At 59.3% G+C, this 14,701-nt stretch carries 10 protein-coding genes; 2 read left to right on the top strand and 8 right to left on the bottom strand.

Translation table 11 applies throughout. From position 1 onward, the window contains the following. Positions 1-102: 102 nt before the first annotated feature. Both FBZ97_RS14860 and FBZ97_RS14865 read right to left on the bottom strand, forming a co-directional pair. A complete protein-coding gene (locus tag FBZ97_RS14860) occupies positions 103-840 on the bottom strand; it encodes an SDR family oxidoreductase (RefSeq protein WP_145320434.1) in 738 nt (245 codons plus the stop codon). A gap of 146 nt (positions 841-986) precedes the next feature. After that, entirely contained in the window at positions 987-1,973 is a 987-nt protein-coding gene (locus FBZ97_RS14865; RefSeq protein ID WP_145320432.1) for an aldo/keto reductase, read from the bottom strand. A gap of 219 nt (positions 1,974-2,192) precedes the next feature. Here FBZ97_RS14865 and FBZ97_RS14870 point away from each other — a divergent pair, with 219 nt between their 5' ends. After that, positions 2,193-3,428 carry a DNA repair exonuclease gene (locus FBZ97_RS14870; RefSeq protein ID WP_145320430.1) on the top strand — a complete coding sequence of 412 codons (1,236 nt, stop codon included), beginning with the start codon at positions 2,193-2,195 and terminating at the stop codon, positions 3,426-3,428. Further along, complete coding sequence (locus tag FBZ97_RS14875; RefSeq protein ID WP_145320428.1) at positions 3,428-6,883, top strand: YhaN family protein; 3,456 nt, start codon at positions 3,428-3,430, stop codon at positions 6,881-6,883. The genes FBZ97_RS14870 and FBZ97_RS14875 overlap by 1 nt, the downstream gene beginning before the upstream one ends. Before the next feature lie 17 nt (positions 6,884-6,900). Here FBZ97_RS14875 and FBZ97_RS14880 read toward each other — a convergent pair whose 3' ends face one another. From FBZ97_RS14880 to FBZ97_RS14905, 6 genes are all read right to left on the bottom strand, one after another. Continuing rightward, complete coding sequence (locus tag FBZ97_RS14880; protein ID WP_145320425.1) at positions 6,901-9,084, bottom strand: glycosyltransferase family 2 protein; 2,184 nt, start codon at positions 9,082-9,084, stop codon at positions 6,901-6,903. A 56-nt stretch (positions 9,085-9,140) separates the two neighbouring features. After that, positions 9,141-10,247, bottom strand: a complete 1,107-nt coding sequence (locus FBZ97_RS14885) for a hypothetical protein (RefSeq protein ID WP_145320423.1) — start codon at positions 10,245-10,247, stop codon at positions 9,141-9,143. A 17-nt stretch (positions 10,248-10,264) separates the two neighbouring features. Then, the gene (locus FBZ97_RS14890; protein WP_233788738.1) at positions 10,265-11,464 is read right to left on the bottom strand and encodes a capsule biosynthesis protein; all 1,200 of its coding nucleotides are present in this window, start codon (positions 11,462-11,464) and stop codon (positions 10,265-10,267) included. Between the two features lie 95 nt (positions 11,465-11,559). Continuing rightward, positions 11,560-12,213: an ABC transporter ATP-binding protein gene (locus FBZ97_RS14895; RefSeq protein WP_069616299.1), complete on the bottom strand. Its 654-nt coding sequence runs from the start codon at positions 12,211-12,213 to the stop codon at positions 11,560-11,562. 13 nt (positions 12,214-12,226) lie between these two features. After that, a complete protein-coding gene (locus FBZ97_RS14900; protein WP_145320421.1) occupies positions 12,227-13,507 on the bottom strand; it encodes a capsule biosynthesis protein in 1,281 nt (426 codons plus the stop codon). 1 nt (position 13,508) lies between these two features. Further along, positions 13,509-14,573 (bottom strand): hypothetical protein, encoded by a 1,065-nt coding sequence (locus tag FBZ97_RS14905; RefSeq protein WP_069616301.1) that lies wholly within the window; start codon positions 14,571-14,573, stop codon positions 13,509-13,511. Positions 14,574-14,701: the final 128 nt, after the last annotated feature.

Below are 14,701 nucleotides of genomic sequence, written 5' to 3' on the forward strand. Positions count from 1 at the left end.
ACTTTGCGCTGGAGCCGTCCAGCAAAGGTGCAAAATAGCGGCAATCGCCGCTATTTCGGTTCAAGTCGTCTGTTATCGAATCCGTTTCTCTGCTTGGCGGCGTCAGAGCAGCGTCCGGCCGCCGTTGACGGCAAGTTTCTGCCCCGTGATGAAATCCGCCTTGCTCGAGGCGAGAAAGACGACGGCGTCGGCGATGTCTTCCGGCTTGCCGAAATGGGCCATGGGCGTCTGCGCGAGATAGCCTTCCTTTGCCTGCTGGGAAGCATCGGCATGGCGCTCGACCGGAATCCAGCCAGGCGCGATGAGATTGACGGTAATGCCTTCCGGCGCGAGCTCTCTCGCCCAGGAGCGCGTCATCGAGAGCATAGCGCCCTTGGCGGCAGCATAATTGCCGAAATTCGGATTGCCGAGCTCGGCGATCTCAGAACCGATGTTGATGACGCGGCCCGATTTGCGCGCCCGCCAGTCCGGCAGCACGGCTTGCAGTAGTTCCAGCGGCGCCTTGACGAAGAATTCGAGCTGGTCGAGGTAAGTCCGCCAGGATTGCTCCATGAGTGGCATATCCGGCTGGGGGCCGGTCGCGTTGTTGACGATGAGATCGACCGGCCCGAGCGCTGCCCTGATCTTTTCCAGACCGTCCACGAGTTGGTCCTTGTCGATCACGCTGAATTTTGCGGCATAAGCCTGTCCACCACGCTGCCGAATGGTATCGACGATCTTCTCGGCCCCCTGAGTGTCGCTTGCATAGTTGACGGCGACGGCCCAGCCAGCCTCGGCAAGCTCCAAGGCGATCACCGCACCCAGACCGCGAGAGGCGCCCGTTACCAGCGCTACTTTCATGGCATTCCTCCTTGGGCCTGTCCGGCCCTTTTCCTCTATGGTGTCAAGCTTGGGCAGCAGCACATTGATGCTGTCTCTGCATCTATGGAACAATATGTCCATGGTGGCCGAAAGCACGTTCCGGCCATCCATTTCAGATATGGATGTTACCAGCGATGATGAACATGCGGCGCGATCAGGCGCTCGTAGATTTCGCGCGTCGCCGCCATGACATCGGCGGAGAGCGGAGCGAGATCGGCCGCGGCGGCATTGGCCTTGGCCTGCTCGGCATTGCGCGCACCCGGAATGACGACGGTGACGGCATCGTTCATCAGGATCCAGCGCAGCGCGAAGGCTGCCATGCTGGTACCGGCTGGAACCAGCCTGCGCACCTCTTCCACTGCCTGCAGACCGACTTCGAACGGCACGCCGGCAAAGGTTTCGCCGACATCGAAGGCCTCGCCATGACGGTTGAAATTGCGGTGGTCGTCGCTGGCAAATTGCGTATCGCGGGTGATCTTGCCGGACAGTAGGCCGGAGGCGAGCGGCACGCGGGCGATGACGGCGACGTTCTTGCGCTTGGCCTCCTTGAAGAACAGATGGTCGGGACGCTGGCGGAAGATGTTGTAGATGATCTGGATGCTGAGCACGCCCGGATATTCGATCGCCTTCAGCGCTTCCTCGACCTTCTCGACGCTGACGCCGTATCCTTTGATCTTGCCCGCCTTCTGCAATTCGTCGAGCCCGGCAAAAACTTCCGGCCGATAGAGAACTTCGGTCGATGGGCAATGAAGCTGCACGAGATCAAGGCTCTCGACGCCGAGATTCTTGAGGCTGCGATCGATGAAGCCTTCGAGATTGGCCTTGGTATAGCCGTCGGCCACATGCGGGCTCAGCCGGCGGCCGGCCTTCGTCGCCACCATCGGGCGCTCGCCGCCGCGCGCCTTTAGCACATCGGCAATGATCTTTTCCGAGCGGCCATCGCCATAAACGTCGGCGGTATCGATGAAGGTCATGCCGGCATCGAGGGCGGCGTTGAGCGCTGCGCGGCCGTCAGCCTCGCTGACATCGCCCCATGCGCCGCCAATCTGCCAGGCGCCGAAGCCGACATCGGTCACGATAAAGGGCGTCCGTCCGAAGGCATGATGTCTCATGAGTAGTCTCCTCTCTTTTATTCATAAGATGATAGCGCAGTAGCAGCCGCCCGACAGGGCCACAAGCGCACATTGGCGATCGAGGATCGCAATCGCGTGACTGAACACGGCAGGGCGAGCCGGCTTACGAAACCGTTGGATGAAGTCGCCGGCGCGGTATTCATTGCGCCTCTATTTCCTTAAAAGGAAAGGCCGGATTTCTGACCGCTATCGGAGCCCATGTCCTCTTTCAGCTTCATCCACGCCGCCGATCTCCATCTTGGCAGCCCCTTTCAGGGCCTGGCCCTGAAGGATGCCGCCGTCGCTGCTGTCTTCGTCGAAGCGAGCCGCAAGGCATTCTCGACGCTGGTGGGCCTGGCGATCGAAAAGTGCGTCGATTTCTTCGTCATTGCCGGCGATGTCTATGATGGCGACTGGAAGGACAACAAGATCGGCTTGTTCTTCAATCGCGAGATGGCGCGACTGGAGCGGGCGGGCATTCCGGTCTACCTGCTGCGCGGCAATCACGATGCGGCAAGCGTCATCACCAAGACGATCACCTTGCCGTCAAACGTTCATGAGTTTCCGACTAGCAAACCGGGCAGTGTCAGGCTGGAGGCGCTGAAGGTGGCGCTGCATGGCCAGGGCTTTGCCGAACGCTCCGCCAACGACAATCTGGCGATTGCCTATCCCGCGCCCGTTTCCGGCTGGTTCAATATTGGCATTCTCCATACCTCGCTGACCGGGCGCGAGCCGCACGCACCCTACGCGCCGTGTTCCGTGGATGATCTGCGCTCGCGCGGCTATGATTACTGGGCGCTCGGCCATGTGCACGATTTTGAAGTGGTGGCGCAGGACCCGCTCGTTATTTTTCCCGGCAATCTGCAGGGCCGCAATATCCGTGAACGCGGTGCCAAGGGCGCGGTGCTGGTGACCGTCGAAGACGGGCGGATCGATCACGAGCGGCTGATCGTCGATGAGGCGCGCTTTGCGCAAATTGATGTCGTGGTTGGATTGGAGGACGATCAGGCGGCGATCCTGCGTCATGTGGAGCAGGCGGTGCAGCCAGTAGCCGATGAGATGGCGGGTCGCATGACCGCGCTGCGTGTGCGGCTTTCCGGCGTAACGCCGCTGCAGGGTGCGATAGCTGCCAATCGCCAGCAATGGCGTGACGAAGTGGAAGCTGCCTGTCACCGCGTACATGAGGATATCTGGCTGGAAAAGCTCGAGCTGCGTCTTGAGCCGCCGCCGGAAAGATCGGCGGAGGCGGACGGCGCGCTCGATCTGCGCCAGTTACTGGCAGACCATGCCGGCGACACGGATATTGCAGCAGAGGCGGCCCGGTTGATCGATGAGATTGCGGTGCGGCTGCCGGGCGGCCTCGGCGCGACGGAACGGCCGCTGGACGACAGCATGGACACCCTCATAGAAGAGGCGCGGCAATTGCTGCTGGCGCGCGGGCAGGGGGCAGGCTGATGCGCTTCACCCGCCTCGATATTCTCCGCTATGGCGCGCTGACCGATCGAGCGATCGATTTTCGCCCCGACGCACGGCTGCATGTGATCTATGGTCCGAACGAGGCGGGCAAATCCTCGGCTTTGAGCGCGATCTCCGATCTTCTCTTCGGTTTCCCGACTGCTGCCGAGCAAAGCTTCCTGCATGAACCAAATACCTTGAGGATCGGCGCCGATATCAGCGCGCGTGATGGTGCAAAGCTGAGCTTCCGCCGCCGCCGTGGCCGCAAGGGGACGCTTCTCGCACCCGACGATAAGGAGACGGCGCTCGCCGAAGATGCGCTTTCGCCCTTCCTTGGCAATTTGAGCCGCGATGTCTTCGAGCGCGCCTTCGGGCTCGATTCGCAGCGACTGCGGCAGGGCGCGACTGCGATGCTGCGCAGCGGCGGCGAGATCGGCAGTCTGCTATTTTCGGCGGCGTCCGGTCTGACGGGCCTGTCACGTCTGCGCCAGTCGCTGGAAGCGGAGGCGGACAGCATCTATGCGGCCAGGCGCTCGAAGGATCGTGGCTTCTACCAGGCTCTCGACCGCTATGAGGATGCCCGCAAGGCCGAGAAGGACAACGAGCTGAAATCCGGCGACTGGAAGAAGCTGCTTGCCGAAGCGGCCGAGCTGGAGACGGAGCTGGAGCGCCTGCAGGCGGAGCGCCGCAGCACGCGTGAGGCGCTGGATCGGCTCCAGCGGCTGAAGACGCTGCAGCCTCTGCTGTCAGAAATCGATGCGGAAACTCTTGCGCTCGATGGCCTTTCCGATCTTGCCGCCATACCGGACGGCTTTGCCGATAAGCTAGAACAGAGACTGCGGGATAAAGAGGCGAGCGAAGCGGAACTGCGACGCGCGCGGCAAGCCGTTCTGCGCGCGGAAGAGGATCTCTCGCGCATCCAGGTGGATGAAGCGTTACTGCAGATGTCGGGCGATATCACCCAGCTCTTTGCCGATACCGGCAACTACCGCGCCCAGCGTCACGACCTGCCGCGCGTCGATCAGGAACTTGCCGGCTACGATACGACGCTCTCGCAGCTTGCCCGTCGCCTCGGTCTTGCCGAAGCCGAGCTGGAACGGCAGCAGCCGAGCGATATCGATCGCGCGCGCCTGTCCGAATTGGTGGAGCAGGGCACGCAGCTTGCGCGGCAGATGCAGTCGCTTGCCGAACAATCCGACAGCGAGCGCAGGCAGTTGGCCACGCTCCAGAAGGACAGCCTTAACGGGCGGCTGATCGATCCGAGACCTTATATTGACCAGCTTGAGGCTTTGGGCAGCGATCTTTCCGCCTTGGCTCGCCTTGATAGGCTGGAAACCCAGATACGTCGCACCGATGCCGATCTCCACGAGGCCGCGGGACGATTGCAGCCACCGGTCGGTAACATTGATCTGCTCTTCTCGGTACCGCTTCCCGAAACGACGGAGATTATAGGACATCGCGATGCGATCGACGCGGCGCGATCGAAGGTGCGCGACGCTACCGGCAAGCTGCAGACCTATGATGAGCAGCTGGCTGAGATAGGGCGAATCCTCGCGGATGCCGAGCGCACCGGGCCAGTTGTCACGCGCGAGCAGATCGCCGCTGCACGCGAAAGCCGTGATGTGCAATGGGCCTCTATCCAGGAAAAGTGGAAGGACGGCGCGGCTCCGGAAGCGAAGACCCTTGCGGCACTGACTGTCAGCGTGGCCGAGGCGGACCGTCTGGCCGATGCCGCCCTGAGCGATGCGGATCGGGTCGCGCGCCACGCCGACTATCGTTTGCGGCAGGCGCGTCTGCTGCAGGAGCGGGAGGAGGCTTCCGGTCGGCTCAAGGGCTTCGAGAAGGCGCTGAAGGATGCACAGGAAGCCTTCGCAGCCCTTTTTGAGCCTTGCGGTGTCGATGCCCTCGATCCATCGACGATGCTGGAATGGCGCCGCGGAGTGGAGCTGCTGCGACGTGAGCGCAAAGCGTTGCGGGATCTAATCGATCAACGGGATGAGAATGCGTTGGCGGAAAACCGCGTCTTGCCCGCTCTGCAGGATATCGTCGAGGCAAGCGGCTACAGGAGCGGCCGCCTTCCGCCGGCAGCGATTGCGGAAGGCCTGCGCAAGCATCTGCGCCTTCTGTCCGAACGCTGGAGCGAAAGCCGCACGCGGGAAGGGGAGATCGGCGCGGCGCGTGAAAGGCTGACCCGGTTCGACGACCAGCAAAAGAGCTTGGAACGACAATACACCGATTGGCGCGGCGCATTCGCCAAAGCCGTGGAACTGCTCGGTCTGCCATCCGACACGACCATGGACATGGCCAATGCCGCCTTGAAGGCATGGCAGGAACTGCCCGATGTCCTGGCGGAGCGCGAAAACCGCCTGCGCCGGGTCAATGGCATGCGGCGCGACATGGCGGATTTCGAGCGGCGGCTGGCGACCCTTGGCGCCAATAGCGGCTATGAGCTGGATCATCTGCCGCCAGATGCCGCTGCCGAGGCACTGCATACCCGCGTCAACGCCATGCGCGGCGAACTGAAGAAGCGCGACGCCCTGGAGGAGGAACGGCAGCGTGGGGAAGGGCTCGTCGTCCGCCAGGAGGCTGCGCTTGCCGCCATCGCCGCCGATCTGGAAGGACTGACCGCCGATCTCGGCGGGATCGAAGATCTGCCTGCACTCCTCTCTCGACTGCGCGAACGCACTCGTTTGACTGCCCGGCTCGTCGAAAGCCGTGATCGCTTCCGCCACCAAGCCGACGGCAAGGCCGAAGACGAGCTTCGGGCCGAGCTTGCCGGCTTCGAACGGGTTGCGGCCGATCTCGAAATCGAGCGATTGACGGAGGAAGATCAGCGGCAGTTCGCCGTGCATGGCGAACTTTCCGCACGGCTGGCGGAGAACCGCCGCCAGCGGCAGGCGCTGGAAACAGGCGTTAGCGCCGAATACGCGGTTTTCGAGAAGCTCTCGGCCGAGCAGGATGCAAAGGATCTCGCGCGACAATGGGTCGTGCTGAAGATTGCAGCCCGCATGCTCGCAGGTTCGATGGAGGCTTATCGCGAGAAGCAGGCCGATCCGGTCATCCGGCGTGCCGGTGAGCTGTTCTCGCAGCTGACGGGTGGCCGCTTCTCCCGCCTGGTCGAAGCCCACGATGAAAGCGATGCGCTGCAGTTGCTGGCGGAACGAGCGGCCGGCGAACGCGTGCCGCTCGACGGCTTGAGCGAAGGGACGGGCGACCAGCTTTATCTCGCGCTACGGCTGGCGTTTCTCGAAGACTATTCTGCCCGCAACGAGCCTGCGCCGCTGATCGTCGACGACATCTTCCAGACCTTCGATGACGAGCGCGTTCGGGCGGGTCTACAGGTACTGGCCGCAACGTCCGATCGTTTCCAGACGATCCTCTTTACCCATGAGAGAAGCGTGGTCGACATTGCCAAAAGGGAAATCGGCAAGGATCTCGACTTGATCCAGCTCTGACCGGCTCGCAGATCGCGCTACGGCATCGACGGGATATGCAGTTGCGTCGGTATCACGATCCTCGGGTCCGACTTGTCCCGGCTGTAGGCTGGATTGAGCGCGCGGTCGATGAAACCCTGCGTGGCGTGGAGCCGGCGCAGGTTCTGCTTTTCCTGCTCGAAACGCTTTTTCCGCTCGCCGGATTTGTCCGAGCCGCGCGACAGCGATTCATGGTGATAAAGACAGGCGAAGGGCGTCCAGACGATGCGATAGCCGGCTTTGTGAGCCCGCAGACAATAATCCACATCATTATAGGCGACCGCGAAATTCTCCTCGTCGAAAAGGCCGATTTTCCGTAGGCAGTCCCCCGAGATCAGCATCACCGCTCCGGTCACGCAGGTCATGGTGTTGCGCACATGCAGCCGGTTCATCGGTCCGCCGAACTCCTTGGGCTTGTTCAAATACCAGTGACCTGCAAGTCCGCCGAAACCGATGACTACACCGGCATGCTGCATCTTGTCGTTTGCGAAGAGCAGCTTGGCGCCGACGATGCCGGTCCTGTCATAGGCGAAGCAGGAGACCATCTCCTTCAACCAGCCCGCTTCGATGACCTCGATGTCGTTATTCAGGATGAGATAGTGCTCCCCCGTCGCCGCGCTCAGGCCGCGATTGACCGAGCGCGAGAAGTTGAAGGCTTCCGGTGTGACAGTTGCCGAAAATCGCGGCTCGCTCTGGCGGTAGCGCTCGTAGAGATCGAGGACTGGTTGATCCGTGGAACCGTTGTCGACGACCAGAACTTCGAAATTCGGATAATCCGTCTTTTCAAAGAGATCGCCGAGGATGCGTGAAATCAGATCGAAATTGTTTTTGCTCGGAATGACGATCGAGATTTTCGGCCACGCATGCGGGGCTTCGAAGATGATCCGGTGCAGCGTCGTGGTGAGAGCGCCCTCGACGGCGATCGGCTGCTTTAGCCGCTCAAATCGTTCGACCAGCGCTTTCCTGGCGTTCGTGGTGGCGGCCTCCATGAACTTGCGGGAAAAGGTCTTGCCGTTGCGCCGCCACCAATATGCCGGGTAGGGCAGGTGGAGGACGCTCTCCTCGGGGACGCCCTCCAGATAGCGCAGCAGCAGATCGTAATCCTGCGAGCCGTCGTAGCCCATGCGGAGATAGCCGATCTCCCGGAGGCGGTCGTGGCGGTAGACCGAAAAATGATTGATGTAATTGACGCCCGTCAGCAGCACGGAATCATAAGCAGGCTTCAGCATGACGCCGGTCGGCTTCAAGATGTCGTCGACCACCAGTTCGTCTGTATAGAGGAAATTCGCGTCCGGATTTTGCTCCAGCGTATGCCGGATGAGCTTGAAGGCATGCGGTGCGATGACATCGTCATGATCGAGAAAGGCGATCCATTGCCCTCGTGCTTGGGACAGACCTGTATTGGTAGCGGCCGCGATGCCACCGTTGCGCTCATTCAGCACAAAACGGATATTGTCTTTCGATTGTTGGCTCCGATACCACTGCAGCGTTTCCGGCGACGTCGAGCCATCATCGCTCAGGATGAGCTCGGTGCCTGTTTCACCCTGTTCTTCGAAGGATTTGACGAGGTCGTCCAGATAACGGGGCGGAGCATTATAGACGGGAACTACCACACTGAGCCAGGTTCCCACCGCCGGTACCGATGCTGTCTCCAGTTCTGCAGCAAGCCTATAGCTCGCCTCGGCATATTGTATCGTCAGGTTAGGCGCGCGGCGCCCCAAGCGCAGTCTGGGCAATTTCAGCCAATACTGGGGCAGCCTGCCGAGATCGACACGTTTGGTTCGTTCCTCGCTTCGAAGAAGGGTTGCAATATATCTTTCGGCCGATTTTTCGGACGCAAAGGCCCTGGCGGCGAACTGGAACGTCGTCGGGAAGCTGGCCGGATCGGCACGCAGGGCGCAGATGGAGCCGACCGAACCGATGTCCGCGGTGATGACGAAACGATGCCCTTCCGGAAGAGAGACCGTATCCTTCTCGCGGAAGCCGTAGCCGCGATTGATATAGAATTTGGGATCTAGCGGCTCGTCGGTTGCGACTACATGGATGACGATCAGCTTCTTTCGCACCGGCGAAAATCTGATCTCGAAAGCCGGATCATCCCCCATGGATTTCCATAGGCTGGGATCGGCGTCAACGGAGATTTCCCGTTCGAGATCGGCGTTCGGTATGATTTTGAGTGTCATCAAAATATTGATTTCTTCTAAATGCGAGCAGAGGCATTGCCTGAGAAATTCCTGGCCTAGCCCGCGCCGCTGAGAGGTTCAAAACGTATGCCTGGAAATGTCGGACTGGCATACAGCCGCATTTTCTCGATCGAATGTCGTGTGGCATCGCGAGCAGAAAGCCGTCGCGCGCGGTCGCCGATGAGCAGGTCGATAGCGGCAAGCCACTCGTCGGCGGTATTGCCGATGTGAAGTTCCCCGGCGACGACGCATCGTTCGAAAGTCGGGCATCGGGAAAATATGGCTGCTGCCTGCAGGCGGCTGATGTCGATCCGCTTGGTATCCGAGCGGCTCGCATTGGTCTTTCCGGACAGAAGAGGAGCCAGAGCGATATCGGCTTGATGATGCGCTGTCTTTGCGAGATAGGCCGGCCACGGGAGTGGCGGAATGATCGCCATTCTCGCCGGGTCGATCCCTTGCAAAGCCCAGCGTCGAGCGAGAGCACCAGCGGCAAAAACCTCGAAATGCAGGTTGCCGTGTTTTTCCATCGCGGCTTTGACGATCGGCATGAGGAACTCGTGTTCGCGGCGATGGACGCCGGTGGCATGGTAGACCATCCTCAGCGGCGTGCCTCCGTCATCCCTGCCATTGACCACGATTTCTGCTGCATCCGCTGGAAGCGGGGGCAGGATATCTATCCGATGGCTTCTCATCGCGAGCGCGTTTGCCAGGGGTTCGGTCGAAGTCCAGACATGAGTGAGGAGCCTATTGACCCTCGGCATTGGGCGGACCGCCAATTTGATCAGCCTGAACTTATAGAGCCAACCGGCTTCGTTGCCGGTCACGACGGCGGGGATGTCGTCATCGACGAAATAAGCGACCCCGGCAAGCGTGCCTCGCCTTTCCTCCAGCCAGCGCAATTGCGGCTGCTTAATGTAGCGGCAAATGATGACGAACAGCCCGTCGCTATCGATAGCGTCGAGTGGGTCGTCGAGGCCTTTCATGATGACCGGAATGTGGCCGAGTGTCTTGGCCCGCTCAGCAAGATAGTAGCTGAAGCTCGGATTGGGGTGGCGCGACAAGATGAGCAGACGCCTGGCAACGCGCTCACCATCTCCCGCCAACGCACTGGATGGCCGCGGTCTTGGAAGCAATTGATAGACGATGTCGCGCAAAACTTGCATGGGGCTTCCGCGCAAAATCACGCCAGGCGACTTCGGAGATTTGCGAGGATGCCGAAAACGGCACCCCAGGCAAGGAGCGTCACACCCAAGATCCCGCCGATCCAGAGTGCCCGCTGAGGATACTCCGCCTCGTCGGGCAGGCTGGGCGCCAGGAACGTATCGAGGTAGAGCAACTGCTGCTTGCTGACGAACTTGACCTGCTCCAGCGTCTTCATGCTCGAGGCAAATTGCTGCTCGGCAAGGCTCTGTTCCAGTTCGCGCTGCGACATATCCACGGAAACATCCGCGAGATTCTGTTCGGACTTGTTCTGCCCGGCGACTTGGCTGTTGAGCTGATCGATCTGCTTCTGCCTGCTGTCGATCTCGCGTTTCAACACGCGCATCTGCGGTGCATCGGCGGAGACGGTCCCAAGCAGCGCGTCATATTTCTGTTGAAGCTCTATCCTCTCCTTCTGCACGGATGAGATCAGGTTCGTGATAACGGTCGACGATCCCTCGACGCTGAGGACGCCTGTCTGGTTGCGCGCAATCAAAAGCTGATCTCGCGCCTTCTGCAGCTGATCCCTAGCATTGTCGAGATTCGCCTGTGCGGTTGCGATGACGTCACGCCAGATGCGGGTGTTGACGTCGTTGACAACGACCTCGGACGCAGCGACAACCTCGCGCAATACCTTCTGGGCATCGGCCGCGGTGAAAGCCCGTGCCTTGACCGTCACGATGCCGCTGTTCGCATCGATTTTGACCGAAACCATGTCTTCCCAGTAATTGAGCAGCTTTTCCGAGCTCGCATCCTTCTTCAGGCGCGCAATCCGATCGATCGAGTCGTTGCCGTAGATCTTTTGAAAGTCGACCCTTTCCTCGAGCGCGGTAACCATGTCCTTGCTCTTGATGAAGTTGGTGACGATCAGGGTATTCTGGACGATCTGTGCCGGCGGCAGGCCGGTCACCTTGGTAATCTGATTGCTGCCGAGTGCGGGCGTGGAGGTGCGGACCGTAAAGCGCGTTTCTGATTGATACTGATCGGACGCGACACAGGTAAAATAGTAGATCGAAGCAACATTGGGGACGACAATCAGCAGAAAGGTCGATGCCAGCATGACCTTGCCGATGATCTGCTGCATCGGCCGCGGCCGCAGGCCGACGGCCTTGAACAACTGGCTGCGCCTCGATGTCGAGAAGCGCAGTTTCCGCGCGGTCACCGACAGATTCGTGGCCACGTTCCGGCTACGCTCCGTCGCGCTGAGCTGAAGCGTTTTTGGCGCGTTTTCGGTATCATGAGCCATATTGGGCCTTGCTGTCGATCCCTGATCTTCTATCGATTCAATCTATAATAGGCTTCGATAGCCTGCTCTACCTTATCGAAGACGATAAGTCTGCCATCGACAAGTACAATACCCCTGTCACAATGTGTATTAATCATGCTCATGCTATGGGACACCATGATGATATCGGAATTCTTGCGCCTGTTCTCGAATGCAATGCGGCAGCGCTCCTGGAAGCGCGCATCGCCGACCGCCAGAACTTCGTCCACGAGATAGCATTCGAATTCGATTGCCATCGAAAGCCCGAATGCCAATCGAGCGCTCATGCCCGAGGAATAAGTGCGTACCGGCGCATCGAGATAGTCGCCCAATTCGGCGAACTCTTCGACGAAGCGGGAGACGCGCCTGACATCCTCGCCGTAAGCGCGCGCAACGAAATGAACATTGGCCCGCCCCGTCATGAAGGGATTGAAGCCGCTGCCGAGGCCCAGCGGCCAGGATACCCGAACATTTTTGCTGATCTTGCCCGAATTCGGCAGCATCGTGCCTGCAATCATGCGGATCGTTGTCGATTTTCCGGCACCATTCACGCCGAGCAGGCCGTAGGAATAGCCGGATTCGAATTCGCAATGCACCCGGTCGAGGATGATCTTCTTGCCGCTCTGTGTCTTGAAGAATTTCGAGACGTTCTTGAAGCTGATCATGGTGCTTTCCCACTCATATCCGGTGATCCTCGACGGATGCCCAGATGAGAGAAAGGGTCGCCCAAGTGACAACAAGCGCAAGCAATATGATCAGCGGTGTGCTGACGCGACGCGGAAATATCGATTCGTCTGGCAGCACCGGCTTGACGAAAACGGCGAGATAGAGCGTCTTGCGCAGAGCTTCGGCTAGCACGGCATCGTAGTTCTTCTGCGCGCTTTCGTAGAGCTTTTCCGCGATCATGCGATCGGTCTCCAGCCTGGAATAGTCCAGCAGGGCCTTTGCAAGGCTTGCATTCTCAGGGCCTGTCAACTCCGATCTCATCTTTTCGATCTGTGCATCGAGACTGTCTTTAGCGAGATTGAGCTGCTGATAGGTCGGAGAATTCTGGGCATTGGATTGCCGCATGACGAAGAGGCGCGTTTCGAATTCCAGTTTCTGGGCCAGCAGCCCTGTCAGAAGCGTGCCGCTGTTCCTGGCTTGCATCTGCGGGCTGAGAAGGCCGGATGCATTTTGGAACTGGTTGAGGGCGATCAGCGTGTCGCCATAGGCCTTGCCGCTTTTCTGAACGTCGGCCTTCATGCTCTGCACGATGTCATTGCGCGCCCGTTCGGAAAGCTCGTTGATGAGCTTTTCGCTTTCCTCGATGATGGCGTCAGCGAGCTTGACGGAATCATCCGGTGTGAAAGCCCTGACCTTCAGTGTGATGATGCCGGAGGTGACGTCTATATAGGCGCTGACATGGTCGTTCCAGTACTTCAGGAACTCTTCGTCGGATCGCGCCGAACTGAATCGCGACAGGAAATCCGCATCCTGCCGGGTAAACATGGCCCGATAATCGAGTTTCTTAGCGATCCGGTTCAGAATTTCCGTCGAGTGAATGAAGCTGGTGACGACATAGGCGTCCTGCGAAGCCGAGCGCATGTTCAGAGCGCTGGTGGCTCCGCCGGGGTCGCCGGCATCGCTGGTGTCGCCTGCTCCCGACACGGCACGAACGGCAAAACGTGCTTCCGCCACATATTGGTTCGAGGCAATGAAGGCGTAATACACCGAACTGGCCAGAAAAGGCAGGATAACGAGCAATACGAAGCCGATAAGCCTCAGCGGCGGCTTACCGCCCGACTGTGTTTCGGGCTCGTTGCTGTCATGCACCGGTATGTATTCGATGCCCTCGAGATCGGTGCGCGCACGCTGCGCCGGCAGCCTGCGCCGAAACAGCGAAGGCAGGATATGCCGGCTCGTTTTTACCCGCGGAGAGTCCTGAATTATCGCGTCTTCAATGACTGGCTTCGGCATGTCAGCTTGCAATCGTTTCCGGCAGTCCGGGCGCGGTTGGTTTCATCGCCTGACGCACATAGTGGTCGAAAATCAAATCCTCTTCGAGCATGAGCTCGGCAATATGCAATGAACGCAACCTTGTCGCAACGTCTTCAAGGGTGCTGTGTCTGGGTGGCAATGGAAAATCGTCAACCGAAATCCCGATGAGCTCGCTGAGCGCCTGTTGAAAATAAAGACTGTCCGTATCGAAACCGACAATTGCAAAGCGCGAGAGAAGATCGATGGCGCTGGCGACATCGGCACGTGTCACCGTCTGTTCCGGTATGGTCGTGGCCAATTGCCGGGTGACCGGCGATACGAGGACGTTTCTGACGCTCTGAGGCGCCTTCTTCAGGGCGGTCTTGAGAGAGGCTTCGTTTTCAAGGCTTACCTCGGCGAAATGCTCCGCAGCAGGCGCCAGGATGATCTTGTCGCGATCGCCGAAGAAGGAAATCTGAGTTTTCGCCATCCGTTTCAGAAGGAATATCCGCAGAGCAAGTTCGTAATAGGGATCGGTAAGCAGAACGATGGCCTTGAATCCCTTGTCGAGAAACTCTTCGTAATTGCGCATCAACAGCCGGCCGCTAAGATAGATTGACTGGATGGCGTTCAGATGAAAGGCCTGAAGGGTCGTTTCGTGACCGAAGCGCTCAACGGATGAAAGCTCGTATTGAAAATTGCGGCCGCAATAGTAGTCGAATTTGACCATTGGCAGCAGCTGTGTCTCGAGCCTTACAATCTTTAACGGAATCGTGTTCGATACCTGAGGCCGGCGGTAGATCAGTAGCCCCGACTTGGCGTCATGGATCATCAGCGACGTACGTTCCATGAGGTCCGGCATGATTGTTGTGTCGAGCCTGAATCCGACATAGCCATCTTCGTGCCGTCCCGAGTCGATGACCGCCTGTTTGAGCTGGTCGCACGGCAGGATCATCAGATCGCCGGCGGCGTCCGAGATTCTGATTTGCGGTTTGTCGGAAAAACCATCCGGGATCAGATAGCCCTCGATAACATTGCCATGATCATATTCGAGGTTAAAAAGCACGGAGTTGCTCCGGCGCTTCTAGCAGATCGGCACAGCGCCGAAATTGGTGATGGAATGACGTTATTACGCCCTGCATAGTATCACATCTATCAAGATGCCTATCGATATCGCAGATGTCGGGCCTTTGC

Origin of the sequence: Rhizobium sp. ERR 942, assembly GCF_007828395.1 — a bacterium.
Lineage (GTDB): Bacteria > Pseudomonadota > Alphaproteobacteria > Rhizobiales > Rhizobiaceae > Rhizobium > Rhizobium dioscoreae.

Coding starts and splice junctions, on each gene's coding strand:
- FBZ97_RS14900 (WP_145320421.1), bottom strand. CDS start 13,507: ATGCCGAAGCCAGTCATTGAAGACGCGATAATTCAGGACTCTCCGCGG.
- FBZ97_RS14875 (WP_145320428.1), top strand. CDS start 3,428: ATGCGCTTCACCCGCCTCGATATTCTCCGCTATGGCGCGCTGACCGAT.
- FBZ97_RS14860 (WP_145320434.1), bottom strand. CDS start 840: ATGAAAGTAGCGCTGGTAACGGGCGCCTCTCGCGGTCTGGGTGCGGTG.
- FBZ97_RS14865 (WP_145320432.1), bottom strand. CDS start 1,973: ATGAGACATCATGCCTTCGGACGGACGCCCTTTATCGTGACCGATGTC.
- FBZ97_RS14895 (WP_069616299.1), bottom strand. CDS start 12,213: ATGATCAGCTTCAAGAACGTCTCGAAATTCTTCAAGACACAGAGCGGC.
- FBZ97_RS14885 (WP_145320423.1), bottom strand. CDS start 10,247: ATGCAAGTTTTGCGCGACATCGTCTATCAATTGCTTCCAAGACCGCGG.
- FBZ97_RS14880 (WP_145320425.1), bottom strand. CDS start 9,084: ATGACACTCAAAATCATACCGAACGCCGATCTCGAACGGGAAATCTCC.
- FBZ97_RS14870 (WP_145320430.1), top strand. CDS start 2,193: ATGTCCTCTTTCAGCTTCATCCACGCCGCCGATCTCCATCTTGGCAGC.